The following is a 14467-nucleotide window of genomic DNA, read 5'->3' on the forward strand; positions in this document are numbered from 1 at the left end:
CCGGTACCGCGCCACTCACCGGAGCAATCTTCTCGAGACAACGGAGTACTCATGGAAGTTTTACATACCGACCAGTCGGTTTTGACCCCTCGCCTGCGCTTCAGTGACGTGAGCGTGCGGTTCGGCGGACTCACCGCCTTGGAGTCGGTGTCCTTCACCGTTCCGCCCGGGGCCGTCGTCGGCATCATCGGGCCCAACGGCGCCGGCAAAACCACGCTGTTCAACGTGATCTGCGGTTTCAACACTCCGGCGTCCGGGTCCCTGGAGCTCGACGGCGAAAAGTTCCAGCCGCGGCGCCACCGGCTCACGCGCCAGGGTGTCGCCCGGACACTGCAGGGACTGGGCCTGTTTCCAGGGCTGACCGTGCTGGAGAATGTTCTGCTCGGGTTGGAGAGCACTGCCCGGCACAACCCCGTGGAGGATGCCCTGGCCCTGCCTCGTTCCCGGCGCGGTGAAGCCCGGCTGCGCGTGCGCGGGCTGCAGACGCTGGACGATCTCGGCATCGTGTCCTTCGCGTCCGCGTTGCCGGACACCCTTCCCTACGGGATCCGGAAGAAGGTGGCCCTGGCCCGTGCCCTCGCCGGCTCTCCCCGCCTCCTGCTCCTGGATGAACCCGCCGGCGGACTGGCCCACGAAGACATTGACGAACTGGCCGAAATCATCCGCTCGGTCCCGGAGACCGGCTGCTCCGTGGTCCTTGTGGAACACCACGTGGACCTGGTCATGAACGTCTGCGAGCGCATTGCGGTCCTGGACTTCGGCAAGCTGATCGCCGACGGCACCCCCGCGGAGATCGGCGCCAATCAGGCCGTCACCGATGCCTATCTGGGAGTTGAGCCGGCATGAGCGGCCTGCTGGTCCTGGACTCGGTCAGTGCCGGTTACGGCCAGGTTCCCGTCCTGCACGGCGTCAGCCTCAGTGTCGAGGCCGGTAGCATCACCGCCGTCGTTGGCGCCAACGGCGCAGGCAAAACCACGCTGCTCCGCACCGTGATCGGCCAGCTGAGACCGGCGTCCGGAAACATCCGCTTCGACGGCACCGACTTGGCGGCCACCAAAGTGGAGGACATGGTGCGGCGCGGCATCGCGCTGGTGCCGGAGGGACGGGGAGTCATCACGGAACTGACCGTGGAGGAGAACCTGCGCCTGGGTGGGTTGTGGCGCCGTGACCGGGCCGCGGCCGCAGCCCTGCTGGCACGCATGTACGAACTGTTTGAACCGCTGGACCGGCGCCGCAAGGCACCCGGGCACCAGCTCTCCGGAGGTGAACGGCAAATGCTCGCCCTGGGCCGCGCCCTGATGGCCGGTCCCCGGCTGCTGCTCCTTGATGAACCGTCCCTGGGCCTGGCACCGCGCATCACTGCACAAATCCTGGGACTGCTGCGCAGCCTCTGCGACGACACCGGACTCACCGTCCTTCTGATCGAGCAAAACGTCCGCAGCGCCCTTGCCGTAGCCGACGACGGCGTGGTCCTCAACCTGGGTTCCGTCGTCGCCGCCCGTCCCGCCGCCGATCTGGCAGCGGACACCGACCTCCGCCACACCTATCTGGGGTTCTGACATGGACAGATTTCTTTTCCTTACCGTCGACGGACTGGCCCGCGGCGCTGTGCTCGCTGCCTTTGCCCTCTCACTGGTCATCATTTGGCGCGCCGCCCGCATCGTGAATTTTGCGCAGGGGGCGATGGCCGTTGCCACCACGTACATCGCCTATACCGTCACCAGCGCCACCGGCAACTACTGGCTCGGCCTGGCCTCCGCCGTGGTCACCGGCCTGCTGCTCGGGGCCCTGGTGGAGCGGACGGTCATGCGCTTTGTGGGAAACACCAATCCCCTGAACTCGGTCATTGCCGGGCTGGGACTACTGCTGGTTATCCAAGCAGTCCTGGGCATGATCTTCGGCAACGGATACAAGTCAATGGCCACACCGTTCAGCACAACACCCCTTTCCATCGGCGGCGTCAGCGCCGTCTCCCCCTACGACCTGTTCATCTTTGCCTGTGTCGGCCTGATCGTCGGCGGACTGGCCCTGCTGTTCACCAGGACCGCCCTGGGGCTGCGGCTGCGCGCCTCGGCCTTCGCTCCGGATCTGGCCCGGCTGCTGGGCGTGCGGTCCTCCCGCATGTTGACACTCGGCTGGGCATTGTCGTCCGCCGTCGGCGCCCTGGCAGCGCTGCTGATCATTCCCACCGAGCTGGGCCTGAACCCGCATGCCGTGGACACCGTCTTCGTCTACGCATTCACCGTTGCCGTGGTGGGCGGACTGGACTCCGCAGGCGGAGCCGTTGCCGGCGGGCTGGCCGTAGGCGTGGTGCTCAGCTGGGTCAGCGGATATCTGGGCGCCACCCTCGCACCCATCGCTGTACTGGTCCTCCTGCTGGCGGTGCTGCTGCTCCGACCGGCCGGACTGTTCTCCATGACGAAGGAGCGCACGGCATGAAACCGTTGAAGCCGGGGACTTCCCTCCTGGTTGCCGTTGCTGCGGCAGCAATACTGATCGGCCTCACCTTTGCCGTGGATCCCTTTCGGTCCTACCAACTGGCCACCGCGTGCGCCTACCTGTGCGCTGTTGCCGGCCTGACCCTGCTCACCGGAGCGGGTGGACAGCTCTCCCTCGGCCAGGCGGCGCTCATGGCCGCCGGTGCCTATAGCTACGCACTCAGTGCCAATGCGCTGGCCGAAGCAGAAGTGGAAGGGCCCCTCCTGCTGCTGGCTCCGCTTGGGGCCGCAGTGCTGGGAGCAGGCGTCCTCGGCCTCATCATCGGATGCGCCGCCGGACGGTTGCACGGCCCCTATCTGGCCGGCTTCACCCTTGCCCTGGTGGTGGCCATTCCAGCGGTGACCAGTACGTTCTCGAATGTTCTGGGCGGGGACCAGGGCTTGTGGATCACGGTGGAGAAGCGTCCGGCCGCGCTGCGCGGCACCGTCAGCAACGAACAGTGGCAGGCCTGGCTGGCCATTATCTGTGCGGTCGCGGTGATGGTGGTGCTGAACAACCTCCTGCGCGGACGGTTTGGGCGCCAGCTGCGGGCCGTGCGCGACAACGACGCCGCGGCCGCGCTTTCCGGTGTCAACGTGGCCCGAACCAAGATCATCTCCTTCACCGTGAGCGCTGCATCAGCGGGCCTCGGCGGGGGCCTGCTCGCTTACGTCACCCAGAGCGCCAGTCCGGGTGCGTACTCGCTGGTGTTGTCCCTCTATCTGCTGATGGCAGCGGTCATCGGCGGCATTGGGTCGCTGACCGGCGCGGTCTGGGGTGCCCTGATCATGGTGTTCCTGCCCTACGCGGTCAATTCCTTCACCGCTGATCTGCCTGTCTCCGCCGACGTCGCCTCCAGGCTGGACGGGAATCTCGCCATAGCGGTGTTCGGCACCATCCTCGTGCTGGTGATCCTGCTTGCCCCGCGCGGCATCCAGGGGCTGCTCTCCGCTGCGGGCCGCCGGATCCGGGCCCGTGTCTCTCCCGGGCCGGGTCCCTCAAACCCTGCCCCCGCCGTCGTCGTACCCGTTCAGCAGTCCCGCACACCAGCAGATAGCCCGCCATCAGGAACAGACAAGCCGCCATCAGGAACAGACAATCCTCCATCAGGAACAGACAATCCTCCATCGGAAACACTGTCCACCACGAAAGGTCAACGATGATTATTTTCCAGCACTCAGGTTCTGTCCGCAGCACCTCTGCTCCCGGGCGCACGAGCCGGTCCAGGCGCAATGTCCTCGCCGCGGCAGTCACCGTGGCTGCCTTGGCTCTTGCGGCGTGCGGGTCCTCCGGAGAGGGCACCTCGACGGCGGCGGAAGACGTTCCGGGTGTCACCGACAGCACAGTCAAAGTGGGCACGCACCAGCCCCTGACCGGTCCGGCAGCGGCAGGATACGCCTCAATTTCGCCGGCCACCAAGGCCTACTTCGACCATGTGAACGCGAACGGCGGAATCCACGGCCGCACCATTGAATACACGGTCAAGGATGACGGTTACAACCCGGCCAACACTCAAAGCGTGGTGCGCGAACTGGTGCTCCAGGACGAAGTGTTCGCGATCCTCGGCGGTCTCGGCACACCGCCGCACAGTTCCGTGCTGGACTTCCTGAACGACAATGAAGTCCCGGACCTGTTTGTCGCCTCAGGCAGCCCCACCTGGAACCAGCCCGAAGAGTACCCCTACACGTACGGTTTCATGCAGGACTATGACACCGAGGCCAAAGGCCTGGCTGCGTATGTGCAGGAAGAATTTCCGGACGCCACTTACTGTCTCTTCGGCCAGGACGACGACTTCGGAGCGGACTTCAAAACCGGCCTCGAGTCGGCGCTGGGCAGCGACGGACTGGCCAGTGCACAGGTTTACTCTACGGCGAACACGGACGTGGCAGCCCAGATCAGTGCCCTGCAGGCGGCCGGCTGCGATGTGAATTTCCTGGCCTCGATCAACGGCTTCACCGCGCAGGCTATCGGAACCGCTGCCAAGCTGGGCTACATGCCGAAGTGGGCGGCGTCCTCTGCCGGCGGGGATTACAACACGTTGTCCAGTTACCTCGGAGAGAACACCGACGCGCTCTTGGAGGGCTTCATCAGCTCAAACTACCTCCCGGCCAATACCGACGCCGACGATGAGTGGACGGCCAAATTCAAGGAGATCAACGAGAAGTACAACCCCGGCGCGGAGTTCGACGGAAACACGATCTTCGGCATGTCCATTGGCTATCTCTTCGCCGAAGCCCTGAACGAGGCCGGCGAGAACCCCACGCGGGAGTCGCTGCTGGAGGCACTGGAGTCCGGCAACGTGCAGGGCAACGGACATGTGCCGCTGGGCTTCAGCGGGGACAGCCATGCCGGGTACACCGGTGGCATGATCACTGTGATTTCGGACGGCGTGCAGGCCTACACGGGAACGCCGTACTCCGCGGACGGTGACTCGGTCAGTGCCTACACCGAAGAACGTCCCGCGATGCCGGAAAACGGCATCCCGCAGTAAACATTCCCTGTCCACCGCCGGGACACCAACCGCATAAACAAGTGCATAAACAAGTGAGGGGCCCGCCGCTGAAATGTTCAGCGGCGGGCCCTTCTCTTTGGCTGTACCTGCCGCTTAGGCCAGCACGTACAGGGTGATCCACTCTGCAACCACCGCGGGCTTGTCCGCCCCTTCCAGTTCAATCGTGACCGCGGTGACAACGCGGACGCCCTGGCCTGTGGTCTCGACCTTGGACAGCTCGGATACCGCCCGGACGCGGCTGTTCACCGGCACCGGGTGCGGGAACCGCACCCGGTCCAGTCCGTAGTTGATGCCCATCACGGTTCCGTCCACGCTCACCCGGTCCGCGGCTAGCGCCGGCAACAGGGAAAGGACCAGAAAACCGTGGGCGATGGTGGAGCCGAACGGACCTGCGGCAGCCCGTTCAGGATCCGTGTGGATCCACTGATGGTCATCGGTGGCGTCAGCGAACCGGTTGATCCGGTCCTGGTCGATGGTGATCCATTCACTGGTTTCGCGCTGCCCCACGGCAGCTTCCAGCTCTTGTACGGAGTTAAAGTGCGCCATCGCTAAGCCCTCGGTCCGCCGGCAACGTACAGCACCTGGCCGGAGACAAAGGACGCTTCCTCCCGGATGAAGAAGGACGCCGCAGCGGCAATGTCGGCCGGTGTTCCGGCCCGCCCCACCGGGATTTCGGCCACCGCGTGCTTAACGAAGTCATCGAACGGCACCCCAACCCGTTCCGCGGTGGCCCGCGTCATGTCAGTCTCAATAAACCCCGGCGCAATGGCATTGACCGTGACGTTATACCGGCCCAGCTCGATCGCCAGCGTCTTAGTGAATCCCTGCAGCCCGGCCTTGGCAGCGGCATAGTTGGCCTGGCCTCGGTTGCCGAGGGCAGAGGTGCTGGAGAGATTGACGATCCGCCCCCACTTCTCCTGTACCTGGTGCGCCTGCACGGCACGGCTCATCAGGAAAGCGCCGCGCAGATGCACGCCCATGACCGCATCCCAGTCGCTGTCGCTCATCTTGAACAACAGGTTGTCCCGGAGGATGCCCGCGTTGTTCACCAGGATGGTTGGTGCGCCGAGCTCGTCCGCGATCCGGGCCACAGCCGCTTCGACGGCGCCCGCATCCGCGACGTCAGCACCAACGCCCACAGCCTTGCCGCCGGAGTTGTTGATGGCCTCCACCGTTTCTGCGGTGTCTTCTTCCCGTAAATCGATGACGCCCACGCGGTGGCCGTCGGCCGCCAGCCTCGCTGCGATGGCCGCGCCAATGCCGCGTCCTGATCCGGTGACAATGGCGGTTCGCTGAACCGGAGGGTCCTGGGCTTCGGTCATGTTTCTCCTTGGTGTGTGAGCTGCATCATGGTGTCCCGCTGAGCGTACCGACCGGACGGTACGCACGCAACGTCTTCAGTGCCCGTCTACACACTCGCCGGGTCACGTTGGTTATTTCGGGGTCCGGTGTGCGTACAGGTCCCGCAGCAGTGCCACCTCGGCGAGGTGATGAATCATCTCGCGGTGGATGTGCAGGACCAGCTCCGCCATCGGCGCCTGCGCCCAGTTCCCCTCCGCTTCTCCCACTGGTGCGGCGAGCGCGGATTCGTCCAAAGCGGCAACCGACCGGATCCAGGTCCCGTAATACTCATCCAGCACCTCCAGAGCCCGCGCCGCGGTTCCCGGATACTCAAAGGTTTCATAGCTGACCGCGGGAGCACCAAAGTGCGCCGCGTTCCGCATGCCCAGTACTCCCACAAGGATGTGGCTGAGCCGCCAGGCAATGGTGGTTACCGGACCAGGAACGGGTTCCGGATACTCGAAGTCGATCGTGAAATTTCCCTTCCCGGCTGCCTCCGCGTCCGTGCCGGAGGGTCGCGGACGCACATTCCAGGCTCCCGGCACGGGTTCCCAGAAATACTCCTCGTCGGTAAGCCCCTCCAGCCGGGGGCGCGCCTGGTTCTCCCAGTGCCACTGCATCTGGTCGACAAGCAGCCGCGGAATGTCCAGTGCGCCGCCGCGTGTCAGCCCCTCGCCGCCCGACGGGCCTCTCCCCTCATCCTCGGCAGCGGCTTCCTCAACCATGTCCCTGTCCTGCTCCATTACCGTCCCCTTCCCTCGTAGAGCAACAGGGCTGCCGGGGTCCCGGCGCCCCTTCACTCAGCTCCCCTCACCCTAAAAGCACATCAGGACAGCTTCTGTCCGCTTCCGGGCGTATCTTGAAACCATGTTGGAAACCTCGGCCAGGCTGCTGCACCTGCTGTCGCTGCTGCAGATGAGACGCGAGTGGACCGGGGCAGCCCTGGCGGACCGGATGACGGTCACCGAGCGCACGGTGCGGCGAGACATCAGCAAGCTGCGCAGCCTGGGTTACCCCATCTCCGCCTCCCCCGGCATTGCCGGGGGCTATCAGCTGGGATCCGGTGCGCAACTTCCACCCCTGCTGCTGGACGACGACGAAGCGCTCGCCGTCGCCCTCGGGCTGGCCGCCGTTGCCACGGGTCCGGTGTCCGGTATCGGCGAAGCCTCAGTGCGTGCGCTCGCGAAGCTGGAACAGGTCCTGCCAGGACGCTTGCGCCCCAAGTTTTCTGCGCTTCGCCAAGCCGTCAGCGTGCTGGGCGGCAGTGCAGCCACCGTGGATCCGCAAACCCTGACCGCTTTGTCCGGGGCCATTGCCGAACAGCGCGTGGTCTCGTTCCGCTACACGGCGGCGGGCAACGCACCGGGAAGGCGGCTGGTGGAACCCTACAAACTGGTCAGCACCGGCCGTCGCTGGTACCTCGCGGCCTGGGACCTTGAACGGCAGGACTGGCGGACCTTCCGCATGGACCGCTGCCAGAGCATTCCGGCCATCCGTGAGCGTTTCTTCCCACGCCCGCTGCCCGCCAAGGACATGGCGGCCTATGTCCAGGACTCCATTACGCGCTTTCCCTACCGGTACGACGTCGTACTGCGGCTGGCGGCGCCCATCGCCGATCTCCGGGACCGGATACCGCCGGATGCAGCCAGCCTGGAAGCCGACGGCCCGGGGCACACCATCCTGCGCGGCGGGTGGGATTCCCTGGATCTGCCGCTGATGCGTCTGGCCGCGCTGGACATCGACTTCGAAATCCTGGCACCGGCCGAGATGCGCGACCGGGCGCGGGCTGCGGCAGCGCTGCTCCAGCGTGCCGCCGATGTCCAGCCCTCGGCGGAATACGGGAAGGCCGCGGATTCCAGGGATTAGACTGGGAGCAATCATGGCACTGACTATTTCCTACCCCGCGCTTTTGCCCGTTTCTGAGCGCCGCGAAGACATCATGGCGGCTATTGCCGCCAACCAGGTAACGATCATTGCGGGCGAAACCGGTTCCGGCAAGACCACCCAGATCCCCAAGATGTGCCTGGAACTCGGGCTGGCGGAGAAGGGCCTGATCGGGCACACCCAGCCGCGCCGGCTCGCCGCCCGCACCGTGGCGGAGCGCATTGCCGAGGAGCTCGACGTCGAACTGGGCGCCGAGGTGGGTTACCAGGTGCGCTTCACCGGCGAGACCAGCCGGCAGACCAAGGTCAAGCTGATGACCGACGGCATCCTGCTGGCCGAGATCCAGCATGACCGCAAGCTGAAAAAATACAGCACCATCATCATTGATGAGGCCCACGAGCGCAGCCTGAACATCGACTTCATCCTCGGCTACCTGCGCCGGCTGCTGCCGGAACGGCCGGACCTGAAGATCATCATCACCTCGGCCACCATTGATCCGGAACGTTTCGCCGGGCACTTCGCCGCGGACGGCAAACCCGCCCCCATCATCGAGGTGTCCGGACGCACGTTCCCGGTGGAAATCCGCTACCGCCCGCTGAACCAGCCGGCCAACGGCGGATCGGACGACGAAGAGATTGATGATGAGCTGGAGGAAGACCGCGATCCAGTGGACGCAGTCTGCGACGCCGTGGAGGAACTCTCCCGCGAGGCTCCCGGGGACATCCTGATCTTCTTCTCCGGCGAGCGCGAAATCCGTGACGCCGCCGACGCCCTGCGCTCCTCCGTGCAGCGGGTGCCCCGCCTGGCCAACACTGAAATCCTGCCCCTGTACGCCAGGCTTTCCCTGGCAGACCAGCACAAGGTCTTCCACCCCGGCAAGCACCGCCGCATCATCCTGGCCACCAACGTTGCCGAGACGTCGCTGACCGTACCGGGCATCAAATACGTCATCGACACCGGCACCGCGCGCATCTCCCGGTACTCGCACCGCACCAAGGTTCAGCGCCTGCCGATCGAGCGCATCTCCCAGGCCTCCGCCAATCAGCGTTCAGGCCGCTGCGGCCGCGTCTCCGACGGCATCGCCATCCGTCTCTACTCCCAGGAGGATTTCGAGTCCCGTCCTGAATTCACGGATCCCGAGATCCTGCGCACCAACCTTGCCGCCGTCATCCTGCAGATGGCCGCCATGGGCGTGGCCAAGGGGCCCAAGGACGTGGCGGATTTCCCGTTTGTCCAGCCCCCGGATTCCAAGGCCATCAACGACGGCGCCACTCTGCTGAAGGAACTCGGCGCCCTGCAGCCGGCCGGCGGCATCACCCCGGTGGGCCGCAAGCTCTCCCAGCTGCCGGTTGACCCGCGGCTGGGCCGGATGATCGTGGAGGCCGGCGCACGGGGCTGCGCCAAGGAAGTCATGGTGCTCACCGCCGCGCTGACCATCCAGGATCCGCGTGAGCGTCCGTCGAAGGACGACGCAGCCCGCGCCCAAAAGGCCGCAGAGCTGCACAAACGCTTCGTGGACGAAAACTCGGACTTCACCGGCTACCTGAACCTGTGGCGCTACGTGCAGGAGAAGCAGAAGGAACTCTCGTCGTCGGCTTTCCGCCGGTTGTGTAAAAACGAGTTCCTGAACTATCTGCGCATCCGCGAGTGGCAGGACCTGTTTACCCAGCTGCGCCAGATCGCCAAGCCGCTGGGCATCACCCTCTCCCCCGGCCCGGTGGACCCGGTGGCCCACGACAAAGAAATCCATATGAGCCTGCTGGCCGGCCTGCTCAGCCACATCGGTCTCTACGACCAGCGCAAGCGGGAGTACTCCGGCGCCCGCGGCACACGCTTTGCGGTCTTCCCGGGATCGGCCCTGTTCAAGAAGACACCGGACTGGGTGATGGCCGCCGAGCTGGTGGAAACTTCCCGGCTTTGGGCCCGCGTGGCCGCCAAGTTTGACCCGCTGTGGGTGGAGGAAGTGGCTCCCCATCTGATCAAGCGTTCCTACAGTGAACCGCACTGGTCCAAGAGCCGCGGCTCCGTCATGGCTTATGAAAAGGTGACCCTCTACGGTGTCCCCGTCATCCCCCAGCGCAGCATCAACTATGGCCGCGTGGATCCGGAACTCTCCCGGGAGATGTTTATCCGCCATGCCCTGGTGGAAGGTGACTGGCGCACCCACCACAAGTTCTTCCACCGCAACCAGGCGCTGCTGGCCGAAGTGGAAGAACTGGAAAACCGCGTCCGGCGCCGCGGCCTGCGCGTGGATGACGAGACACTGTTCGAGTTCTATGACGAGCGCGTGGGCAAGGACGTGGTCTCCGAGCGGCACTTCGACAAGTGGTGGAAGAGCGCCCGCCACGAGAACCCGGCACTGCTGGACTTCGACCCTGATGCGCTGCGCACCGACGACGCTTCCGGACTGGACGAAAACGACTTCCCCAAGAGCTTCCGCTACGGCGATTTTGACCTGCCGCTGTCCTACGAGTTCTCCCCCGGCATTGCCGGAGCCGGCGACGGAGTCAGCGTTGAGGTCCCTGTACTGTTCCTGAACCAGCTGGACCCTGAGCCGTTCAAGTGGCAGATCCCCGGGCTGCGCGCCGAGCTCATCACAGCGCTGATCAAGTCCCTGCCCAAGGCAATCCGGAAGAACTTCATCCCGGCACCGGATGTGGCGCGTGCAGCTGCGGCCGCCCTGGCCGCTGACTTCGATCCCGCGCAGGACGCATTGGAGCCTTCCTTGGAACTGGCGCTGCGCCGGCTCAAGGGCCACATCATTCCGCCCGGCTCCTGGAACTGGGATGCGGTGCCCGAACACCTGCGCATGAGCTTCACCGTGGTGGACGGCTCCGGCAAGGTCCTGGACGAAGGAAAGGACCTGGCCGCACTGCAGGAATCCCTCGCCCCCGCCACCCGGCGGGCCATTGCCGAATCCCTTGGCGCCACACCCAAAACCGTTACTCCCAAGGCGGCCGGCAGGCGCGGAGGCAAGCCTTCCGGTCCGGCTGGAAACGCCGGGGCAGGGCAGCCGGGGGGCGCGGCGTCGTCGGGCCCCTCGCTGGCCGAACAGACCGGGCTGACCGAGTGGAGTGTCGGTACCATCGCCAAGCAGGTACAGCGGCTCGTGGCCGGGCACATGGTCACCGGCTATCCAGCACTGGTGGATGAAGGAAAAACTGCCGGGCTGCGCATGTTCCAAAGTGCCGGCGAACAGTCAGTGGCGATGCGCGGCGGTGTGATCCGGCTGCTGGTGCTGCGGGTTCCCAGCCCGGCGAAATACGTTCTGGAACACCTGAGCAATGCCGAGAAACTGACGTTCAGCCAGAATCCGCACGGATCGGTGGCGGCCCTGATCGAGGACTGCACCCTGGCCGCCGTGGACAAGCTGACGCCGGAAGCGCTGCCGTGGACCCGCACAGAGTTTGATGAACTCTACGAAAAGGTCCGCGCCGAGCTGATCGACACCGTCTTCACGGTGACAGCCACGGTGGAGAAAATCCTCTCCAGCACCCGCCGGATCACCAAGGCGCTCAAGGGAACGCAGTCCCTGGCCCTCATCAGCGCCCTGAATGACATCCGCGCGCAGCTGGATTCCCTGGTCTACCCGGGGTTTGTGGCGCGCACCGGCTACGCGCAGCTCACGCACCTCCCCCGTTATCTGGCCGGCATTGAACGGCGGCTGGAGAAACTGCCCACCAATGTGCAGCGTGACGCCCAGCAGATGGCAGTGGTCCAGGCACTGGAGGACGATTACGACGACGCCGTTGCGGCGCTGCTGCCCGGCGCAGGGACGCCCCCTGCGCTGACCGAAGTCCGCTGGATGATCGAGGAACTGCGGATCAGCTTCTTCGCACAGGAACTGGGAACCGTGCGGTCGGTATCGGAAAAGAGGATCCGCACGGCTCTGAACGCGGCTCTGGCTCCGTCTTAGGCCGCAGATCCCTCCGCTTTGGGCAATCGCTGCCAGTTTGGGAAATCCCTGCCGGTCCGCACCGGCAGCAAATGCCCAAAGTGGTTGCCGAATCCCAAACCGGTTGCCAGGCCGCGGCGCAATAAAAAGAGGGGCGGGTTTCCCCGCCCCTCTGCCGATCTGAGCTGCCCGCTACGCCTCCGGCACGAACTCCCCGTGTCCGGCGGCCCGCAGCGCCCCGCGGAGCTTCTGGGCATTGGCGTCCATGCGTTCCGGGTCGGGATTGGACTCGGCCCTGCTGAAGTCGAAGTCCTGCAGGGAGTTCGCGGGCCAGACATGCAGGTGAAGGTGATCAATCTCGAACCCGGCAATGCTCAGTCCGGCCCGCTCCGAGCCGAAGGCGGCAACCTGCGCCTGTCCAATAACCTGTGCCACTGCAGTGAGTTTCTGCACCAGATCAGCCGGGGCATCCGTCCACTTGTCGACCTCGAGCCGGGGCACCACCAGAGTGTGTCCGTCGGTGAGCGGACCGATGCTGAGGAACGCCACCACGTCCTCGTCCTTCCAGACAAAGCGGCCGGGAATCTCGCCGTTGATGATCTTGGTGAACAGGGTGGGCATGGGTGCTCCTTGCGGGGACTGGGCGGTGGATGGCGGGGTTGCGGCGCCGCTTGATACATCGGATGGCTGCCTGGTTGCAGGCACCTTCAAGCGCAGGGGCGGCGGAACGGGACGGCCGGTAATCATGCTTAGACGCTATCGCTTTTTGACCGCCCCCGGCCATTCCCCCGCCTGGGTTCCCAGGGCAATCGGGGATCCTTTGGTGGAGGACCACTGGGACCAGGACCCGGGATAAAGGGCCGCCCGGTAGCCGGCCAGCTCCAGGGCCACGACCTCGTGGGCAGCACTGACACCGGACCCGCAGTACACGGCCACGGGATCACCTTTTCGAACACCCAGTGCCTCGTACGCTGTCCGCAGCTCCTCCGGCGGGCGGAAGGTGCCGTCCTCGGCAAGGTTCCCCGCGGCGGGAGCATTCACGGCTCCGGGAATATGCCCCGCCCGTGGATCCACCGGCTCGCGGTCTCCGCGGTAGCGTTCCTTTGCCCTCGCATCGATCAGGCGCCCGCTTGCCACAACTGCCGGGACGTCCCACATTTCCACCACCGGCATACGGCCCCAGGAGAGCTCGACGTTCCCGGGGTCGGGCACCACAGGTCCGCCCTGCAGAGCGAAACCGGCCCGGTGCCAGGCGACGACGCCGCCGTCGAGCAGGTAGACGGAGTCCAGCCCGGCGTGGCGCAGCAGCCACCAGGCGCGCGCTGCCGACGTGCCGCTGACGGCGTCGTACACCACCACGGTGTCCCCGGGGTTGATGCCCCAGCCGCGGACCGTGCGGTGAAAGTCTTTCGGCGCGGGCAGCGGATGCCGGCCCGCGGAACCGTTCCCCGCCGGAGCGGCCAGTTCCTTTTCCAGGTCCACGTAGACAGCGCCCGGAATGTGCCCGCGCTCGTACTGCTTGTGCCCGTCGGTGTGTCCCAGCGCCCACCTCACGTCCAGCAGCACCACCGGCTCACCGCTGGCCAGGAGTTCCTGCAGGGACTGAACGCTGATGACCGGCCCGCTCATACCTCGACCGACTCTCCGGGGGACAGATGCCGGTACACGGTTCCGTACAGTTCGCCGAAACGGGTCACATGGCTCTCGGCGATCCCCAGGCCGCGCTCATTCAACAGGGCGTCGTGGATGGGATAGGCACGCTCGGCCCCGGAAGCGATGACAAAGTCGATGACCTCCCCCACCTTGGACCACGGAGCATGAATGGGGACCAACAGGGTCTTCACCGTCAGCCCGTTCGGAATCACGAAGGAATCCCCCGGGTGATAAAGGGTGCCGTCAATCAGGTAGCCGACGTTGGCCACCAGGGGCACCAGCGGGTGGATGAGGGCGTGCTGGCCGCCGAAGGACCGCACCTCGAAGCCCGCTGCCGAGAAAGCACTGTTGGGTTCGACGTCGATGATCCGGTCATCAGCGTCGTTGCCGTTCGCGGCTGATGCCGACCGCAGCTCTGCGGCCAGGGCTGACGGCGCGTGAAGCACCAGCTCCGTGTTCACGGCCAGCACGGCCAGAACACGGTCCCGGTCCAGGTGATCGGCGTGTTCGTGGGTAATCAGGACCGCTGAAGCGCCGTCCAGGGCTTCCTCCACTTCGGAGAAGGACCCGGGATCCAAGACGAGGACGTTGCCGTCACGCTCCAGACGCACGCAGGAATGGGTGTACTTGGTCAGATTCATAGGGTCACAGTACCCCTGCGCACCTGTCCTTGGCCGGACAATTCCCCGTGACCCGCGGGGCCG

At 65.6% G+C, this 14467-nt stretch carries 13 protein-coding genes; 7 read left to right on the forward strand and 6 right to left on the reverse strand.

Annotation, left to right across the window (positions count from 1 at the left end):
* Positions 1-51: 51 nt before the first annotated feature.
* Genes CXR00_RS00565 through CXR00_RS00585 form a run of 5 tightly spaced genes read left to right on the forward strand, consistent with a single transcriptional unit; the run spans position 52 to position 4969 of the window.
* On the forward strand, positions 52-846 hold the full coding sequence (locus CXR00_RS00565) for an ABC transporter ATP-binding protein (RefSeq protein WP_104052477.1): 795 nt from the start codon (positions 52-54) through the stop codon (positions 844-846).
* On the forward strand, positions 843-1559 hold the full coding sequence (locus tag CXR00_RS00570; RefSeq protein WP_104052478.1) for an ABC transporter ATP-binding protein: 717 nt from the start codon (positions 843-845) through the stop codon (positions 1557-1559). Before CXR00_RS00565 ends, CXR00_RS00570 begins: the two co-directional genes overlap by 4 nt.
* A 1-nt stretch (position 1560) precedes the next feature.
* Positions 1561-2439: a branched-chain amino acid ABC transporter permease gene (locus CXR00_RS00575; protein ID WP_104052479.1), complete on the forward strand. Its 879-nt coding sequence runs from the start codon at positions 1561-1563 to the stop codon at positions 2437-2439.
* Positions 2436-3641 (forward strand): branched-chain amino acid ABC transporter permease, encoded by a 1206-nt coding sequence (locus tag CXR00_RS00580; protein WP_104052480.1) that lies wholly within the window; start codon positions 2436-2438, stop codon positions 3639-3641. Before CXR00_RS00575 ends, CXR00_RS00580 begins: the two co-directional genes overlap by 4 nt.
* Complete coding sequence (locus tag CXR00_RS00585) at positions 3638-4969, forward strand: ABC transporter substrate-binding protein (protein ID WP_104052481.1); 1332 nt, start codon at positions 3638-3640, stop codon at positions 4967-4969. The genes CXR00_RS00580 and CXR00_RS00585 overlap by 4 nt, the downstream gene beginning before the upstream one ends.
* 114 nt (positions 4970-5083) lie before the next feature.
* On the opposite strand, the gene CXR00_RS00590 is transcribed toward CXR00_RS00585, so the two are convergent.
* The 3 genes from CXR00_RS00590 to CXR00_RS00600 form a co-directional block, all read right to left on the reverse strand.
* Positions 5084-5536 (reverse strand): MaoC family dehydratase, encoded by a 453-nt coding sequence (locus CXR00_RS00590; protein ID WP_104052482.1) that lies wholly within the window; start codon positions 5534-5536, stop codon positions 5084-5086.
* Between the two features lie 2 nt (positions 5537-5538).
* Positions 5539-6312, reverse strand: coding sequence for a 3-oxoacyl-ACP reductase FabG (gene fabG / locus CXR00_RS00595; protein WP_104052483.1), 774 nt, complete (start codon positions 6310-6312; stop codon positions 5539-5541).
* Between the two features lie 111 nt (positions 6313-6423).
* Positions 6424-7074 (reverse strand): DinB family protein, encoded by a 651-nt coding sequence (locus CXR00_RS00600; RefSeq protein WP_308470486.1) that lies wholly within the window; start codon positions 7072-7074, stop codon positions 6424-6426.
* A 124-nt stretch (positions 7075-7198) separates the two neighbouring features.
* Between CXR00_RS00600 and CXR00_RS00605 the strand changes: the two genes are divergently transcribed.
* Both CXR00_RS00605 and hrpA read left to right on the forward strand, forming a co-directional pair.
* Entirely contained in the window at positions 7199-8197 is a 999-nt protein-coding gene (locus CXR00_RS00605) for a YafY family protein (RefSeq protein WP_104052484.1), read from the forward strand.
* A gap of 13 nt (positions 8198-8210) precedes the next feature.
* Positions 8211-12131 (forward strand): ATP-dependent RNA helicase HrpA, encoded by a 3921-nt coding sequence (hrpA, locus tag CXR00_RS00610; protein ID WP_104052485.1) that lies wholly within the window; start codon positions 8211-8213, stop codon positions 12129-12131.
* Positions 12132-12302: 171 nt separating this feature from the next.
* Here hrpA and CXR00_RS00615 read toward each other — a convergent pair whose 3' ends face one another.
* The 3 genes from CXR00_RS00615 to CXR00_RS00625 form a co-directional block, all read right to left on the reverse strand.
* Positions 12303-12731 (reverse strand): HIT family protein, encoded by a 429-nt coding sequence (locus CXR00_RS00615; protein ID WP_104052486.1) that lies wholly within the window; start codon positions 12729-12731, stop codon positions 12303-12305.
* Positions 12732-12866: 135 nt separating this feature from the next.
* The gene (locus CXR00_RS00620) at positions 12867-13739 is read right to left on the reverse strand and encodes a sulfurtransferase (protein WP_104052487.1); all 873 of its coding nucleotides are present in this window, start codon (positions 13737-13739) and stop codon (positions 12867-12869) included.
* Positions 13736-14404 carry an MBL fold metallo-hydrolase gene (locus CXR00_RS00625; RefSeq protein WP_104052488.1) on the reverse strand — a complete coding sequence of 223 codons (669 nt, stop codon included), beginning with the start codon at positions 14402-14404 and terminating at the stop codon, positions 13736-13738. Before CXR00_RS00625 ends, CXR00_RS00620 begins: the two co-directional genes overlap by 4 nt.
* Positions 14405-14467: the final 63 nt, after the last annotated feature.

The organism is Arthrobacter sp. 9E16 (assembly GCF_002929435.1).
In the GTDB taxonomy this organism is placed as follows: Bacteria; Actinomycetota; Actinomycetes; order Actinomycetales; family Micrococcaceae; genus Arthrobacter_B; species Arthrobacter_B sunyaminii.